This is a genomic window from Ectopseudomonas khazarica, assembly GCF_017915135.1.
GTDB lineage: Bacteria > Pseudomonadota > Gammaproteobacteria > Pseudomonadales > Pseudomonadaceae > Aquipseudomonas > Aquipseudomonas khazarica.
Window position 1 is genome coordinate 1,343,468 of the sequence record NZ_CP068551.1, and the last position, 13,721, is coordinate 1,357,188.

General features: G+C 61.7%; 9 protein-coding genes, 1 other RNA gene and 3 pseudogenes. 4 read left to right on the forward strand and 9 right to left on the reverse strand.

Going from position 1 to position 13,721, the window contains the following annotated elements; translation table 11 throughout:
- Positions 1–51: 51 nt before the first annotated feature.
- Positions 52–987, forward strand: coding sequence for a p-hydroxyphenylacetate 3-hydroxylase reductase component (locus JLK41_RS06170; RefSeq protein WP_210390603.1), 936 nt, complete (start codon positions 52–54; stop codon positions 985–987).
- A gap of 132 nt (positions 988–1,119) precedes the next feature.
- Here JLK41_RS06170 and JLK41_RS06175 read toward each other — a convergent pair.
- Positions 1,120–1,698, reverse strand: a pseudogene (locus JLK41_RS06175) (IS3 family transposase); the annotation flags it as partial.
- A gap of 214 nt (positions 1,699–1,912) precedes the next feature.
- Here JLK41_RS06175 and JLK41_RS06180 point away from each other — a divergent pair.
- Entirely contained in the window at positions 1,913–3,655 is a 1,743-nt protein-coding gene (locus JLK41_RS06180) for a peptidase inhibitor family I36 protein (protein WP_081876412.1), read from the forward strand.
- A 32-nt stretch (positions 3,656–3,687) separates the two neighbouring features.
- Here JLK41_RS06180 and JLK41_RS06185 read toward each other — a convergent pair.
- Positions 3,688–4,233: pseudogene (locus JLK41_RS06185) on the reverse strand (IS3 family transposase); the annotation flags it as partial.
- Between JLK41_RS06185 and JLK41_RS06190 the strand changes: the two are divergent.
- A pseudogene (locus JLK41_RS06190) lies at positions 4,229–4,600 on the forward strand (tyrosine-type recombinase/integrase); the annotation flags it as partial. The pseudogenes JLK41_RS06185 and JLK41_RS06190 sit on opposite strands and share 5 nt — an antisense overlap.
- Here the strand turns inward: JLK41_RS06190 and JLK41_RS06195 are convergent.
- Both JLK41_RS06195 and ssrA read right to left on the reverse strand, forming a co-directional pair.
- Positions 4,575–5,150 carry a hypothetical protein gene (locus tag JLK41_RS06195; protein WP_210390604.1) on the reverse strand — a complete coding sequence of 192 codons (576 nt, stop codon included), beginning with the start codon at positions 5,148–5,150 and terminating at the stop codon, positions 4,575–4,577. The pseudogene JLK41_RS06190 and the gene JLK41_RS06195 overlap by 26 nt on opposite strands.
- A 150-nt stretch (positions 5,151–5,300) precedes the next feature.
- Positions 5,301–5,657, reverse strand: a transfer-messenger RNA (tmRNA) gene (ssrA, locus tag JLK41_RS06200).
- A gap of 130 nt (positions 5,658–5,787) precedes the next feature.
- Here ssrA and JLK41_RS06205 point away from each other — a divergent pair.
- A complete protein-coding gene (locus JLK41_RS06205) occupies positions 5,788–8,703 on the forward strand; it encodes a hybrid sensor histidine kinase/response regulator (RefSeq protein WP_210390605.1) in 2,916 nt (971 codons plus the stop codon).
- A gap of 27 nt (positions 8,704–8,730) precedes the next feature.
- On the opposite strand, the gene JLK41_RS06210 is transcribed toward JLK41_RS06205, so the two are convergent.
- From JLK41_RS06210 to JLK41_RS06230, 5 genes are all read right to left on the reverse strand, one after another.
- A complete protein-coding gene (locus JLK41_RS06210; RefSeq protein ID WP_037047057.1) occupies positions 8,731–8,976 on the reverse strand; it encodes a hypothetical protein in 246 nt (81 codons plus the stop codon).
- 78 nt (positions 8,977–9,054) lie between these two features.
- A complete protein-coding gene (gene rtcA / locus JLK41_RS06215) occupies positions 9,055–10,077 on the reverse strand; it encodes an RNA 3'-terminal phosphate cyclase (protein WP_150608507.1) in 1,023 nt (340 codons plus the stop codon).
- 53 nt (positions 10,078–10,130) lie between these two features.
- On the reverse strand, positions 10,131–10,919 hold the full coding sequence (locus tag JLK41_RS06220) for a nucleotidyltransferase domain-containing protein (RefSeq protein WP_210391198.1): 789 nt from the start codon (positions 10,917–10,919) through the stop codon (positions 10,131–10,133).
- 20 nt (positions 10,920–10,939) lie between these two features.
- Complete coding sequence (locus JLK41_RS06225; RefSeq protein WP_210390606.1) at positions 10,940–12,283, reverse strand: PBS lyase; 1,344 nt, start codon at positions 12,281–12,283, stop codon at positions 10,940–10,942.
- 4 nt (positions 12,284–12,287) lie between these two features.
- On the reverse strand, positions 12,288–13,514 hold the full coding sequence (locus JLK41_RS06230) for an RtcB family protein (RefSeq protein WP_134677267.1): 1,227 nt from the start codon (positions 13,512–13,514) through the stop codon (positions 12,288–12,290).
- Positions 13,515–13,721 lie beyond the last annotated feature (207 nt).

Sequence of the window (13,721 nt, forward strand, 5' to 3'; positions counted from 1 at the left end):
TCAACTTTCGCGAATCCATTTGCCGGGCATGCCCCGGCACAGAGGAACATCATGAGCATTCAACAAGAAGCGGGCTTCGACCCGCGTGCCTTTCGCCGTGCCCTGGGTAACTTCGCCACGGGGGTGACCATCATGACCTCCGCAGCCAACGGGCAGCGTGTCGGGGTGACCGCCAACAGCTTCAATTCGGTTTCTCTCGAGCCGGCGCTGATCCTCTGGAGCATCGACAAGCGCTCCAGCAGCTATGACGTATTCAATACCGCCAGCCATTTTGCCGTGAATGTTCTGGCGGCCGATCAGATCGATCTGTCCAATCAGTTCGCCCGTTCCAGCGACGACAAGTTCGCGGGTATCGAGGTCGAGGAGGGCGCCGGTGGCGCGCCGCTGTTCGCCGACTGTGCGGCGCGTTTTCAGTGCGAACTGCATCAGCAGATCGACGGTGGTGATCACTGGATTCTGCTTGGCAAGGTGGTGGCCTTCGACGATTTCGGCCGTGCCCCTCTGCTGTATCACCAGGGGGCCTACTCTTCGGTACTGCCGCACCCGCGTCTGCTCAGGAAAAGCGAAAGCGTCAGCAAGACCGCCTTCCAGGGGCGCTTGGGGGAAAACCTCTTCTACCTGATGACCCAGGCCGTGCGCAGCTACCAGAGCGACTATCAGCCACGACAACTGGCGACAGGCCTGCGCACCAGCGAGGCGCGCATGCTCATGGTGCTCGAGGGCGATGCTTCGCTGGGCATGAGTGAGCTGCAGGCGCAGGTCGCGATGCCGACGCGCGAAATCGAAGAATCGATCCGCAACCTTCAGCGCAAAGGCCTGGTGGAGGGCTGCGAAGGTGCCTACGTCCTGAGCGCTGGAGGCCTGGAACAGGCCGACATCCTCTGGCATATCGCCAAGACCCAGCAGGACAAGGTCTTCGCAGGTTACAGCGCCGAGCAGGTCGATCTGTTCAGATCGATGCTCAAGCGTGTTATTGCACTGGGCTGACGTGGCCAGGCGCTGAGCGCTTCGCAGGGATGTGACAGTTGGACCGGTCTAGGAAAGACCTGCATGTGAGCAGGCCTTTTTCTTTACAGTGTGAGGAGGGTGTCCGAATTTTTGTATAACCGGCTCAGGGTTCTACCCTATTTCCACGGACGGTTTGAAAAGGGCTGAAAATTTCAGATCTTGCCGGGCGACTTTACGACGCATTCGTGGGTTATGAAACTGCTCGATGTAGTCGAAGAGATCCGCCCGTGCTTCATCACGAGTTCGATACGACTGATGGGCAACACGCTACCGTTTGAGCTGACCGAAGAAGCCTTCACAGGCAGCGTTGTCGCCGCAATGCCCGACTGCACTCATGCTGAAGACCAGCGTGTTGCGATTCAGAAAGCGCTGGTAGTCAGCACTGGTGAATTGGCTACCGCGATCCGAATGCAGGATCACTGACCAGTCACCCTGGCGTTGCCAGATCGCCAGTTCCACCGCTCGGATCACCATTTGCCGATCCTGGCGGTGATGCATCGACCAGCCAATCACCAGCTTGCTGTACAGGTCGATCACCACGCACAGGAACAGTTTGCCCTCCAAGGAGGCGATTTCCGTGATATCCGTGCCCCATTTGCGTTCCAGTTCTAGGGCAGAGAAGTCGCGCTTCAGCAGATTCCTTACGCCTGCCGGACGGCCAGTGGCTATCCGGCCAAAGCCACGCCTCTTGCGCTTCATGAACACTCCTTCAGCTCGGCGTGAGCTTACTCGAAAGTGTCCGTGCTAACGGGGTAGAACCCTACCGAACCTACCCATTTAATCGCATCAGTAAGTAGCAATTTCAACAACTGGATCTAGGCTTAAAAGGCCCATTTGGACAGGGCAACCGGAAGTCGCTCCCGCTGCCGGGGGCTGTCTCGTTCACAAAGCGGAGGTGAGAACCATGTCTACGTCCACGTTCGTCACTTTTTACAAAAGCCAAGAATACAAGGACGCGCTGCAGCCCACCTATACGGGACCCCAGGCCCAAAGCAGCCCCGACATCAGTGGCGTCAGCTCGATAGAAACTGGCTCCGAAACCTGGCTTATCGTCTACCAGGGCAAGAGCTTCGATGGCGATGCCATGCAACTTGGCCCCAATACTAGAATTTACGATTTGACTAAAGTCCACACCAACCGAGGCAATGGTAACTGGGATAACCAGATATCCAGTTTCGTGATGTACGACCATAAGCCCAGCTTCTGGGCCAGTGGTGCCACCCGCCCCGAGTTGGACCTGCAAGACGGCGAAATCATCTTCGCAGAGAACACTGATTTCGAGGGTGACTGCAAGATCTACCGTGGAACCAACTACGCCGGGGATCTCAACAATTGCCAATACGGCACCAACGGCACCAACCGTGACTTGAAGAACAACATCAGCTCTCTGGCCACCGGCACCAATGCCTGGCTGGAGGTCTACGACCAGCCGGACTACAGAGGTGAGGTGCTCAAGGTCCATCCCAGCACCGAATACCGCGATCTCGCCAGCGCAAAAAGGGGGAGTGTCGGTAACTGGAGCAACCAACTCCAGAGTTTTCGCTGCTTTTACTCGACCAGTGAACCCGCATCCTGGTTTCTCGGGCTGGACGAGTCCCTTTTCAAATCCCTTTATCTCGACAACTACAGCGACAGCACCCTAAACGGCAATGCCATCGGTTATCGCACCCAGGACGCCCAGTACCGCATCTACGATCCTGTGGTGGACTATCCCGATGTCGACACCATGGCGGCGGCCATCCAGATTGACCATATCATTTCCGCCTCCACCGACGACCATACCAACCTTGTGCTGACCTTCAACACCAATCGTGAGCTGGTCCAAGTGAGCCAGGACTGGCAGGCCGGCTCGGCCTACCAGGTGCCGTCCTGGGTGATAAAAACGGTGGATATCGGTGCTGAAGTGCTGGGCGCCTTGGGCGCTTTGGAATCTGCCGGTATTTCGGAAGCGGCCGCCAACGAGTTCGTCGAAACCTTCGACGCCGCCTGCAAAACCTTCAACAAAATCTGCCAGGTGATAGCCAATCTCAGCGAAAGCGACGGTGGCCGTTTCTACATGATACCTGTGTCCTGCCACACCATAGTGCGGGCCTGCCTGGCGGTGGCGAACAGTGAGTCTGGTGGCGGCACCCCGATCAATTTCGACCACCAGGCTGTAGCCCGCATGCTGGGAGGCAACTGGCAGCAGTGGAAGGGGACCACAGGGGAGCTCAACCAGAGTCTGGAGTACCGCAAAGGGGACTATAGCTACCGGACTTGGTATCAGGAGCTGTCGGTGATGCGGCAAAACGCCGGGATGCTGGTCACCTGCAAGGTAGATTTCGTGCACAGCATCTATGACGACCACGTCATTCTGATGGTGGGCTTCATGGCCACGGCCTTTGGCCCGTGCGCCGTCTTTGCCCAGGCCTCCATCCAGTTCCACGTCACCGATGACAGCGACTTCAGCAACATCCTCGGTGAGCCGATCTACAGCACGGCGGACGCCCCCATCAGCGACCTGGGTCAGGCGGTGGCAGACTCCCTGGCCAGCCAACTGGCGGGGATGGACTTCGGTAGCAACGACAATAACCAGGCCAGGGCCACCTTGCCGGATATTGCCAAGCTCAACGTCAATATCATCATCGAGGCGACCAACAACGGCTAACCAATACGGGCAGTTGAATAGCCCCGGTTTTTCTAGAGACCGTCTTGCCTCAGAAAATAACGTCGCTCGAACTCTATTGGCGACAGCTTCTCGGCGACACCATGTCGCCGCTTGGGGTTGTAAAACATCTCGATGTAATCGAACACATTGCTTCGCGCCTCATCCCGATTGCCATAGATCCTGCGCTTGATCCGTTCACGCTTGAGCAACTGGAAGAAGCTTTCGGCGACCGCATTGTCATGACAGTTGCAGCGGCGACTCATGCTGCCAACAAGATTGTTGGCTCTGAGAAAACTCTGCCAATCCGAGCTGCTGAATTGACGGCCCTGGTTGGAGTAGATCATTACTTCCTGCTTCGGTTTACGTCGCCAGACGGCCATCAGCAGTGCATCAATGGCCAGGCTGCTGCTCATGCGAGGTTTCATCGACCAACCAATGACCTGCCGAGAGAACAGATCGAGCACCACCGCCAAATACAGCCAGCCCTCATAGGTGCGGATGTAGGTGATATCGGTGACCCAGACCTTGTTCGGCTCGCTGACATTGAACTGACGCTCCAGCCGATTCGGTGCCGTCACCTACAGCAAGACCAAATCCAGCAAGGTACGAAGCGTGCCGATCCAGCCCGAGCTGGAAGCGTTCATTCGTGACCACTGAAAACGTCATGGCCAGTTCACTGGCGCTATCACGTCGTTTCGTCGAGCGTTGAGCCGATCCGGCATTGTGCTGCCGAAAGGGCAGGCCAGCCACGCACTCCGCCACACCTTCGCCAGCCACTTCATGCAGAAGGGCGGGAACATCCTCACGCTACGGAAAATCCTGGGCCACTCCAGCTTGGCCATGGCCATGGCCATGCGCTATGCGCACTTGGCGCAGGAGTATCTGGCGGAAGCGGTGAAGCTGAATCCGTTGGCTTCTGTCAGAGGATACGCTTTGGAGTCCTGAGCATATCGAAGGTTACTGGGTTGCCATCCAGATCGCTCGCGCTCAACGTTATCCGGTTGGGTTCGATCAAGTGCACTTGGAAGTGCTCAGGCGTGCCCTGGGGGATTTCTGCGAACTTCGGCGGTTCTCCCATCAGCTTGGTGTACTGGGCGCCGCTGACCTTTAGTTTGTCAGTCTCGACCATCTCCAGAGCGCTTTTTGAATCGCTCAGTTTGATGATTACTCGCTCGTCGTTCCCGTCCCATTCTCCAGCGCTTGAGATTCTGTAGATGACCTGGCCTTTCACGTCAGGAAGCTTCACAGTCATTAGCCCGCTGTACCGAAACGTACCGTTTTCTAGGTACTCCATTACCCCGCGAATGTTCACTCTGCCTGGACCATTGGGGTATTCGTATTCACTCAACCAGCGCCCATAGAATGCTGGGTTGTTCGTTTTCTCTGTCAGCCATGGGTGGAACTGCCAGTAGAATGTGATCGCTGCAGCTATCCCGCTGATCACAACGAGAGCTGTCTTTGCGTGAGGCGCCAGTTGGCTGAGTCGGAGAGTCATGAACAAGTCCTTTTGAGTTCGGGGTGTGCTGTTCCTGAGCATTGAGCAGGCGTTGTGGCTCTTGTGACACTTTCGGGACAGTTACTGCCCCTGAAAACACAAAACCCCTGAAATTCTCTAGGAAAATCAGGGGTTTATGCTTGTTTCAATTGGTGGAGCCGGGGGGATTTGAACCCCCGTCCGCCAGCTCTCCGCTATCGGTTCTACATGCTTAGCCATCTCTACTGAGTTAACTCCGCGCCGCCCGAGTGGCAGGGTGCTTGGAGCGAGCTGCATGAGTTTTAGCCGTTACGTCTGCAGCGAACTTGGCGGCGATCCTGTTCTATATGACTGACCAGATCTTCGGGTTTACAGGCATCCCCTAGGGTCAGCTGGCGCCCTTAGGCGGCCAGGGCGTAGTTGTCGTCGTTGGCAACTATCAAATTGTGGCAGCGGATTTACGAGAACTGTCACCTACTCGGCATGCCCCTCAAGTTTCGCTACCGGCGTCGAATCCTAATCGGCCCCAAAACCTTCGTGGTTACATCTACGACGCGGAGTGTACGGTAAAGGTTCCTCGGCGTCGACTGCGGATTCCATCTCAGGACGCTATGATGGCCTCCCGCATCCGCCTGCCTGCCCATGGAAAGGAGCCGCAATGCCGAGTTCTAGCCGCCACCCTCTGCGTCAGTGGATCTGGCGAGCGTTCGTGCAAAGCGCGCTGATCCCGCTGATTCTGGTGGAGTCGGTGCTGATTGCGGTGTACCTGCTGAGCAATCAGGCCATTCGTGATGCGCAGATCAGCCACCTGCAGGAAACGGCGGTCAAGGACCTGGCCAGCGCCGCGTTGCGCGAAGGGCAGATCATCGATGGTCGCCTGCGCTCCATCGAGTCGCTGCTGCAGGTCTATCGCGATGCGACGCATGATGCGCTGCTCGATAGCCGTTTCCAGGCCGATGACCTCGAACGGGCGCGCCATGCGCTGACCGACTCCGGGGTGTTCTATACCCGCAGTGACGATGGTCGGGCTGCTTCGTTCTACGCCAACAGCACGCCGTTGGCGCAACAGGACCACGCCAAGGTCATGCGCCTGTCGCAGGTGGATCCACTGATGCGTTCGATCCGGCACGCCAACCCGCTGGTGGCGGCGCTGTATTTCAACAGCTGGGACAGCTACAACCGTATCTATCCCTGGTTCGACACGCCGGCGCAGTATCCCCACGACATGGTGATACCCGATTACAACTTCTATTACCTTGCCGACGCCAAGCACAACCCCGAGCGCAAGGTGGTATGGACCGACGTGTATCTGGACCCGGCGGGCCTGGGCTGGACGATGTCGGTCATCGCCCCGGTCTACCGCGAGAGCTTTCTCGAAGGTGTCGTGGGGCTGGATGTCACGGTCGGCCAGGTGCTGAGCGAGATCGCCGAGCTCAACGTGCCCTGGCGGGGCTATGCGATGCTGGTCAGCCATGACTACAACATCATGGCGCTCCCCGAAGCGGGTGAGCTGGACTTCGGCCTGCGCGAGCTGACCCAATACTCCTACGAGGAGGCGGTGCGTCGCGAGGTACTCAAGCCTGAGGATTTCAACCTGGCCAAGCGCGATGGCATGGCGCCGCTGCTGGAGGCGATGAGCGAGGGCCCAGGTGGCGTGCAGGAGGTCTTGCTGGGCGGGCGTAGCCAGCTGGTGGCCTGGAGCGAGATTCCGCAGACCGGCTGGCGCCTGCTGCTGGTGGTGGACGAGGAGCAGGTGTTTCACGATACCAACCAGTTGTCCGAGCGTTACATGCAGATCGGTTACCTGCTGATCGCCGGGCTGCTGGCCTTCTATCTGTTGTTCTTCGCACTGATGTGGCTGCGTTCGCGGCATCTGAGCGATCAGTTGGCCAAGCCCATCTCCGGCATCGTCGACATGGCGACCCGCCTGGGTGAGGGCAGGGATCTGCCCGTCGCGCCGGACAGCCACATCCATGAAGTGCGGCGCCTCGCCGATGCCATGCAGCGGGCCGGCAAGCAGCTCAAGGCCAGCGAGCAGGAGCGGCTCGAAGCCCAGAGCATCCTGCAGCTGGTGCTCGACAGCACCACGGAAAGCCTCTGGGAAATCGATAGCCGGGCCCTGACCATCGAGCTTAGCGAGCGCTTCGTTCGCCGCTTCGGCCTGGGTGGCACGCACCTGACGCTGAGCGAGTTCAACCAGCGTGTGCACCCGGATGACCTCGAGCGCCTGCGGCACCTGCGCAAGCAGTTCGCCGACAATGGCGATGAGCATTTCGATGCCGAATACCGCTACCTGGACTGCCGTGGCGAATACCTCTGGCTGCTCAGCCGGGGCAAGGTCCTGGCCCGGGACGAGAGCGGCTGGCCGCTGCGCATCGCGGGGACGCATGTCGATATCACCCGGCTCAAGCAGGTTCAGGAGGAGTTGCGGCATGCCAGCCTGGAGGCGCTTGCGGCCAGCCAGGCCAAGAGTCGCTTCCTGTCGAGCATGAGCCATGAGCTGCGCACGCCGCTCAACGCCATCCATGGCTTTGCCCAACTGATCGAGATGGAGGCGCAGGACAAGGCGGATGCCCGCCTGGAGACCGACTATTCGCGGGAAATCGTCAGCGCCAGTCGCCATCTCACCTCGCTGGTCGACGACATCCTCGACCTGTCCAGTATCGAGAGTCGGCGTCAGCAGCTGCAGCTGCAGGCGATCGACATCGGTACGCTGCTCAGTGGCTGTGCCGAGCTGGTGCAGCCGGAGGTGCAGCAGAAACAGCTGCACCTGCAGGTCATGGAACCGGCGGACCCGCCCCTGTTCGTGCAGGGCGACCCGCGGCGCGTACGGCAGATTCTGCTCAACCTGCTCTCCAATGCGATCAAGTACAACAGCCCGCGCGGGATGATTCGCATGGGGTACGAGGTGCGCGCCGACTGCGTGCGGCTGTGGGTCGACGACACCGGCCCGGGGTTGTCGAGCGAACAGCAGGCGCAACTGTTCCAGCCGTTCCAGCGACTGGGGCGTGAGAGCTCGAACATTCCCGGTACCGGTATCGGGCTGGTGCTCTGCCGCGAGCTGGCCACCCTGATGGATGGCGAGATCGGCCTGCGCAGCGAGCCGGGCGTCGGCAGCTGCTTCTGGCTCGACCTGCCCAGCGCGGCCAGCCCGGACGCGCTGGGCGACGAGAGCCATGAGGCCGCGCCTCAGACCGTGCAGAGTCTGGTTCAGGTGTTGTGCGTCGAAGATCACCCGGCCTGCATGCGGATTCTGCAGGCCTCGTTGCGGGAGTTCGCCGAGGTTCGCGGCGTCAGCTCCTGCAAGAGTGCGTTGGCCGTATTGCAGGAGAGCGAACCGGCGCTAGTGCTGCTGGATATCGACCTGCCGGACGGCAGTGGCCTGGACGTGCTGGATGCCATGCGCCTGGAACCGAGGTTGCGCAACATACCGGTGATCGTGATCAGTGCGGTGGCCGATGAGCGGCTGTTCGAGGACGCCCGGGCGCGTGGCGCCGCGGCCTGCCTGAGCAAACCGGTGGACCTGCAGGAAGTGCGTCAGTTGGCGTTGAGCCTGCTATACAGCGGTTTCTAGCAGGCTCAAGCATCGCTCCCAGGGGTGTCACTCGCTGGCGGACAGCAGATCCAGCGCTTCGCCCAGCACCTTGACCGATTCGGCGTGATCGCCCGCCTTGTGCAGGGCTTCGCCCTCGGCGCGCAACTCCTTCACCTTGGCCAGTACCTCGGGGTCGGTCGGCGGTTCGCTTTGCAACAGGGCATCGATCTTGGCCATGTCCTGAGGGCAGTGCATGGCCCAGAGCGGCAGGCTGATCAGTGCAGCGACGAGAAACATGAGCGTGCGGCGCATGATGGCTCTCCTGGAAGGGGGCGGGAATCTCAGTATAGGAGAGCCTGGGCCAGTGGCTGATTGTCGACAGCAACGTGGTCAGCGTCGCAGCACCTGTACTTGCACGTTGCGCTCCGACTTGCAGCAGCGGATATCGATATCCAGGAAGCGCTGGATGACCTCGATGTTGCTGCTCAGGTGTTCGCTGACGTGAGGCGTGGTGAAACTGCCGGCACCTGCCATGGCCAGTGGCAGCAACAACTGGTCGGCCAGGTGCTCCTCGACGGCGGCGCCGCTGCCGAGCCAGGTGCGCGCCTGTTCGATGGCCTGGTCGGCCACCTGTTCGGCGCGCACGCTGGTCTGTCCGACGCTGCTGAACACGGCGGTGACATCACTGCAGGTGACCTCCAGCAGCAGTATGTTGCCGGGGCCGATGTCTCGCTCCAGCCACACCCCCTTGAGGTCTTCGGCCGGCCATTTCAGGCGCTTGCCGACCCTCGCCAGTTCGCGCTCGGCCACATGTCCCGGCACGTCGGCCAGCAGTGCCCGTGCCTGCTGGCCGAGGCGTTCGCCGGGGCCGCGCAGGTGCAGCGGTTGCAGGGTGCCAGGGGTGATCTGCAGGGCCAGTTCACCGCCGCCGGCCGGCACGAAGCCATGGCGCAGCAGCTGCAGTTCGACCTGTGCGCCCATGCGCTGCAGCAGTGGCAGCCAGCTGTGCGCGAGAAATTCGAAAGGCGGTGCCAGCGGGTTGTGCGTGCCGCCGCTGAGGTGGATGCGGCTCGGCGCGTCGGCCTGCAGCAGGGCGGGCAGCAGCGTCTGCAGCACCAGGCTGCAGCTGCCGGCGGTGCCGATGGCGAAGCGGTAATCGCCGCCGCGAATCGGCCCCGGTACGAAGCTCAGGCTCTGTGAGCCAAGTTCGACACCGCAGGTGTTGGCCGAGCAGATCTGCGCGGCGGCATTCACTGCGGTCAGATGCTGGCGCAGCAAGCCCGGCCGGCTGCGCTTGGCGCGGATGTTGTGGATACGAAACGGCTGGCCGGTGAGCATCGACAGGCTCAGCGCGCTGCGCAGAATCTGGCCGCCACCGATGGCGCCGTCCAGTTCGAGGAAATCCGTGTTCATGTTGTGTCCTTGTGTTCGCTGATCATGCCCTTGTAGCGCGAGGGCATGATCATTCAGGCGTATCGCTCGACCGTCTCACGCAGGTAGGTATCGAGCACGCTATCGTCCGCTCGGGTGCGTGGCAGGCTCGCTACCGTCTGCTCCAGCTGCGCTTCGATAAACGCATGCAGGGCCGGGCGACGTGGGCCGTAGGCCGACTCGTCAGCACTGCGCTTGAGCGCCAGCAACTCCCCGACTTCCGCCAGCAGGGCGCGGTCGTCCACCGTCTGCAGCAGGTCGGCGAAGGTCATCGGCGGGCGGCCGCGGCCCTGGTCGATCCAGCGTACGGCAAGCAGCGGGCGCAGCACGTAGAAGTACTTCTTGAAGCGTACCGTCTCGTCCTGCAGGTAGCCGCGAAAATTCTTCCTGGCCATCGACAGGTAGTGATGACGCGCCGCCGGCGGGCTGTAGAACAGGTCGGCCAGTTCGCGCAGGCGCGCCGTGTCGTCGTCTTCCTGGCGATACACCAGCGGTGAGTCGAGCCATTCCAGCAGCGTCGGGTTGGATTTGCGCAGCAGGCCGAGGGTCTTGCGCAGCTCCCAGCCGCTGACGTCCAATTCGTCGTCCAGCGGCCGCTCGATCACGTCGCGCGGTGTGTCGACCTGGACGAACCAGTCCGGTTTTTCCACGTAGACGAAGCGTACGTCGTAGTCGCTGTCGGGCGAGGCGAAGCCCCAGGCGCGGCTGCCCGACTCGCAGGCATACAGCACCTTGACGTTGTGCTCGCGTTCTATGCGCTCAAGTTCTTCCAGCACCCGTGCGCGCATGGCGTCGCTGAGCGGATGGCGCTGTTGCAGGTTCATCTCATTCATCCTTATGTCCTTCATGCCAGGCGTGCGTAGCAACCTGGCGGCAGCTGGCCGTGCCGTTCCAGTGTTTGCAGTCGCTCCAGCAGTTGCATGCGTTCCTCTCGGCCTGTGCTCGGGTCGACCATCAGCCCTTGCCGCTGGCACCACTGGGCGATCTGCTCCAGCCAGTGCTGGTCAGCCTCGCGGCTGTCCAGGCGGCGCAGCAGGTAAGCCAGTTGCTGCCAGCGCGGGCGCAGGTGCATCAGTGCACTGTGGCGCGCGGGCGACAGCTGCTGGCGGTCGAGGCGGGCATCCAGTGCCTCGGCCATCGCTGACCAGGGCTGCTGGCTGAGTCTGCGCACGGCCATGGCGAAGACCTTGTCTGCCGGGTCATCGAGAGCGGCCAGTTGCTCGTTCAACTGTGTGTCGCCGAGGGCGCTGACGGCGGCCAGGCGCACGCTGCTTTGCGGGGCGCGCAGAGCGGCTTGCAGCCAGTCGTCCGCCAGGCGCGTATCCAGGTCGGCGGCCAGGCCGAGGACCATGAGCCACTCGCGCTTGCTTTCTGGCAGCGCTTGTTGCAGACGGCCGCTCAGTACCTGGCGGGCGTCCAGTTGCCAGCGCGGCGCCGCCCAGAGCGCCAGACTGCGCATGGCGGGCGAGGCATCGAGCAGTGCACGACGCAGCAGTTCGCGTGGGTCGTCGAGGCGCTGCAGCAGGGCATGCATGGCCTTTACCCGTACGCTGGCGCCAGGTGTGTGCAGGGCTTCTTGCAACAGTGCGACGGCCTGTTCATCCGGCAGAGCCTGGCAGGCCAGCACCGCTTGCTGGCGCACGGTCATTTCGCGGTGTGCCAGGGCTCGCTCCAGCAGCCGGGCAGGGTTGTCGCTGACTTCGAGCAGCAGCGCGAAGAGAAAACGCGCCGCCTGCCCCTGGCTGCTGGCGAAGGCGGCTTCCACCTGGCTGCGCACCGAGTCGGCCTGCAGTGCCAGGCGGGCGGCGGCCAGGGTCGGAGCATGGTCGTCACGCTGGCGCCCGGCCAGTGCCATCAGCTGGGGCAGGGCGTACAGCAACTCGGCGGCGTGCCCGCTGGTGAGGTAGCGCTGCAGCGCCGCCTTGGCCAGGGTACGTATCTGCGGCACCCAGTCGTTGAGGCGTTCGAGCAGCGCCGTCAACGCCTCGGGCGAGGGTTGCTCGCCGAGTTCGCGTACGGCGGCCTCGCGCACCAGGCCATTGCGGTGGCCGCTCAGTCTTGCCCAGTCGCCCTCTGCGTGGCCCTGGCGCAGGGCACTCTGCGCTTCCTGCAGACGCCAGTTCTCCCCGTAATCTGCGGCCGGGGCGCGGCTTGTCAGCCGCTCCAGCCAGTCGTTCAGGTACTTCATTTTCCTATCCTTTCACGCATACCACCTGTCGCAGGGTATGCATCACTTCCACCAGCTCGCGCTGGGCGTCCATTACCTGGTCGATGTCCTTGTAGGCCATCGGGATTTCGTCGATCACGTCGGCGTCCTTTCGGCATTCGACGTGAGCCGTGGCCTTGATCTGGTCGTCCACGGTGAACAGCTTCTTCGCCTTGGTACGGCTCATGGTTCGGCCGGCGCCGTGGCTGCAGGAGCAGAACGCTTCCTCGTTCCCCAGGCCGCGCACGATGAAGCTCTTGGCCCCCATGGAGCCGGGGATGATCCCCAGCTCACCCTTCTTCGCCGACACCGCACCTTTTCGCGTTACCAGCACCTCTTCGCCGAAGTGGCGCTCCTTCTGCACGTAGTTGTGGTGGCAGTTCACCGCTTCCAGCGCCACATCGAACGGCTTGCTGATCACGCCTCGTGCCGCCGCGATCACCGCGTGCATCATCAGTGCGCGGTTCTGCTTGGCGAAGTCCTGCGCCCAGCCCACGGCTTCCACGTAGTCGTTGAAGTGCTGGCTGCCTTCTTCGAAGTAGGCCAGGTCGCGGTGCGGCAGGTTGGCGATGTGCTGACGCATATCGGCCTGGGCCAGTTCGATGAACAGGTTACCGATGGCGTTACCCACGCCGCGTGATCCGCTGTGCAACATGAACCACACGCGGTTGGCTTCATCCAGGCAGACCTCGATGAAGTGGTTGCCGGTTCCCAGGGTTCCCAGGTGTTTGCGGTTGTTGGTCTTCTCCAGCTTCGGGTGCTTGTCGGTGATCAGCTTGAAGCGCTCGCTCAGCGCCGACCAGGCGTGGTCGGTCAGCTCCGGCACGTTCTCCCAGGCACCTTTATCGCGGGCGCCGCGCCCGGAAGTACGGCCGTGCGGCACGGCCTTCTCGATGGCGGCGCGCAGGCCGGCCAGGTTATCCGGCAGGTCGTGGGCCATCAGCGTGGTGCGCGCGGCGATCATGCCGCAACCGATATCCACACCAACGGCCGCCGGGATGATCGCGCCGACCGTGGGGATCACGCTGCCGATGGTCGAGCCCTTACCCAGGTGCACATCCGGCATCACCGCCAGGTGCTTGAAGATGAACGGCATCTTCGCCGTATTCATCAACTGCTGCTTGGCGTCCTCCTCGACCGGGACGCCTTGCGTCCACAGCTTGATCGGCTTGCCGTTGGCCACTTCCAGCAGGTTGTAAGTCTTGGTTTGCATCGTCATTCACTCGTCATTCGTGCCGGTCATCCGGCGTGTGTGCAGTGCGGCGACTAGAGGTGGTGAAACATGCGCGCCGCTCTATCCCATTGAGCTACCCGTTGCCGGGGCGGGAGTCGAACCCGCAACCTTCACGTTCTGTAGTTCCACCGGCATTCGCCGGGTCAGTCAAAAAAGTGGAGGCCGGGCCTCCGCGCAGCGACGAGA

What these genes read in the sequence shown, in the direction of transcription:
- JLK41_RS06225 (WP_210390606.1), bottom strand. Translation starts at nt 12,283, where the DNA reads ATGAAGTACCTGAACGACTGGCTGGAGCGGCTGACAAGCCGCGCCCCG.
- JLK41_RS06220 (WP_210391198.1), bottom strand. Translation starts at nt 10,919, where the DNA reads ATGAACCTGCAACAGCGCCATCCGCTCAGCGACGCCATGCGCGCACGG.
- JLK41_RS06180 (WP_081876412.1), top strand. Translation starts at nt 1,913, where the DNA reads ATGTCTACGTCCACGTTCGTCACTTTTTACAAAAGCCAAGAATACAAG.
- JLK41_RS06205 (WP_210390605.1), top strand. Translation starts at nt 5,788, where the DNA reads ATGCCGAGTTCTAGCCGCCACCCTCTGCGTCAGTGGATCTGGCGAGCG.
- JLK41_RS06170 (WP_210390603.1), top strand. Translation starts at nt 52, where the DNA reads ATGAGCATTCAACAAGAAGCGGGCTTCGACCCGCGTGCCTTTCGCCGT.
- JLK41_RS06230 (WP_134677267.1), bottom strand. Translation starts at nt 13,514, where the DNA reads ATGCAAACCAAGACTTACAACCTGCTGGAAGTGGCCAACGGCAAGCCG.
- JLK41_RS06195 (WP_210390604.1), bottom strand. Translation starts at nt 5,150, where the DNA reads ATGACTCTCCGACTCAGCCAACTGGCGCCTCACGCAAAGACAGCTCTC.
- rtcA (WP_150608507.1), bottom strand. Translation starts at nt 10,077, where the DNA reads ATGAACACGGATTTCCTCGAACTGGACGGCGCCATCGGTGGCGGCCAG.
- JLK41_RS06210 (WP_037047057.1), bottom strand. Translation starts at nt 8,976, where the DNA reads ATGCGCCGCACGCTCATGTTTCTCGTCGCTGCACTGATCAGCCTGCCG.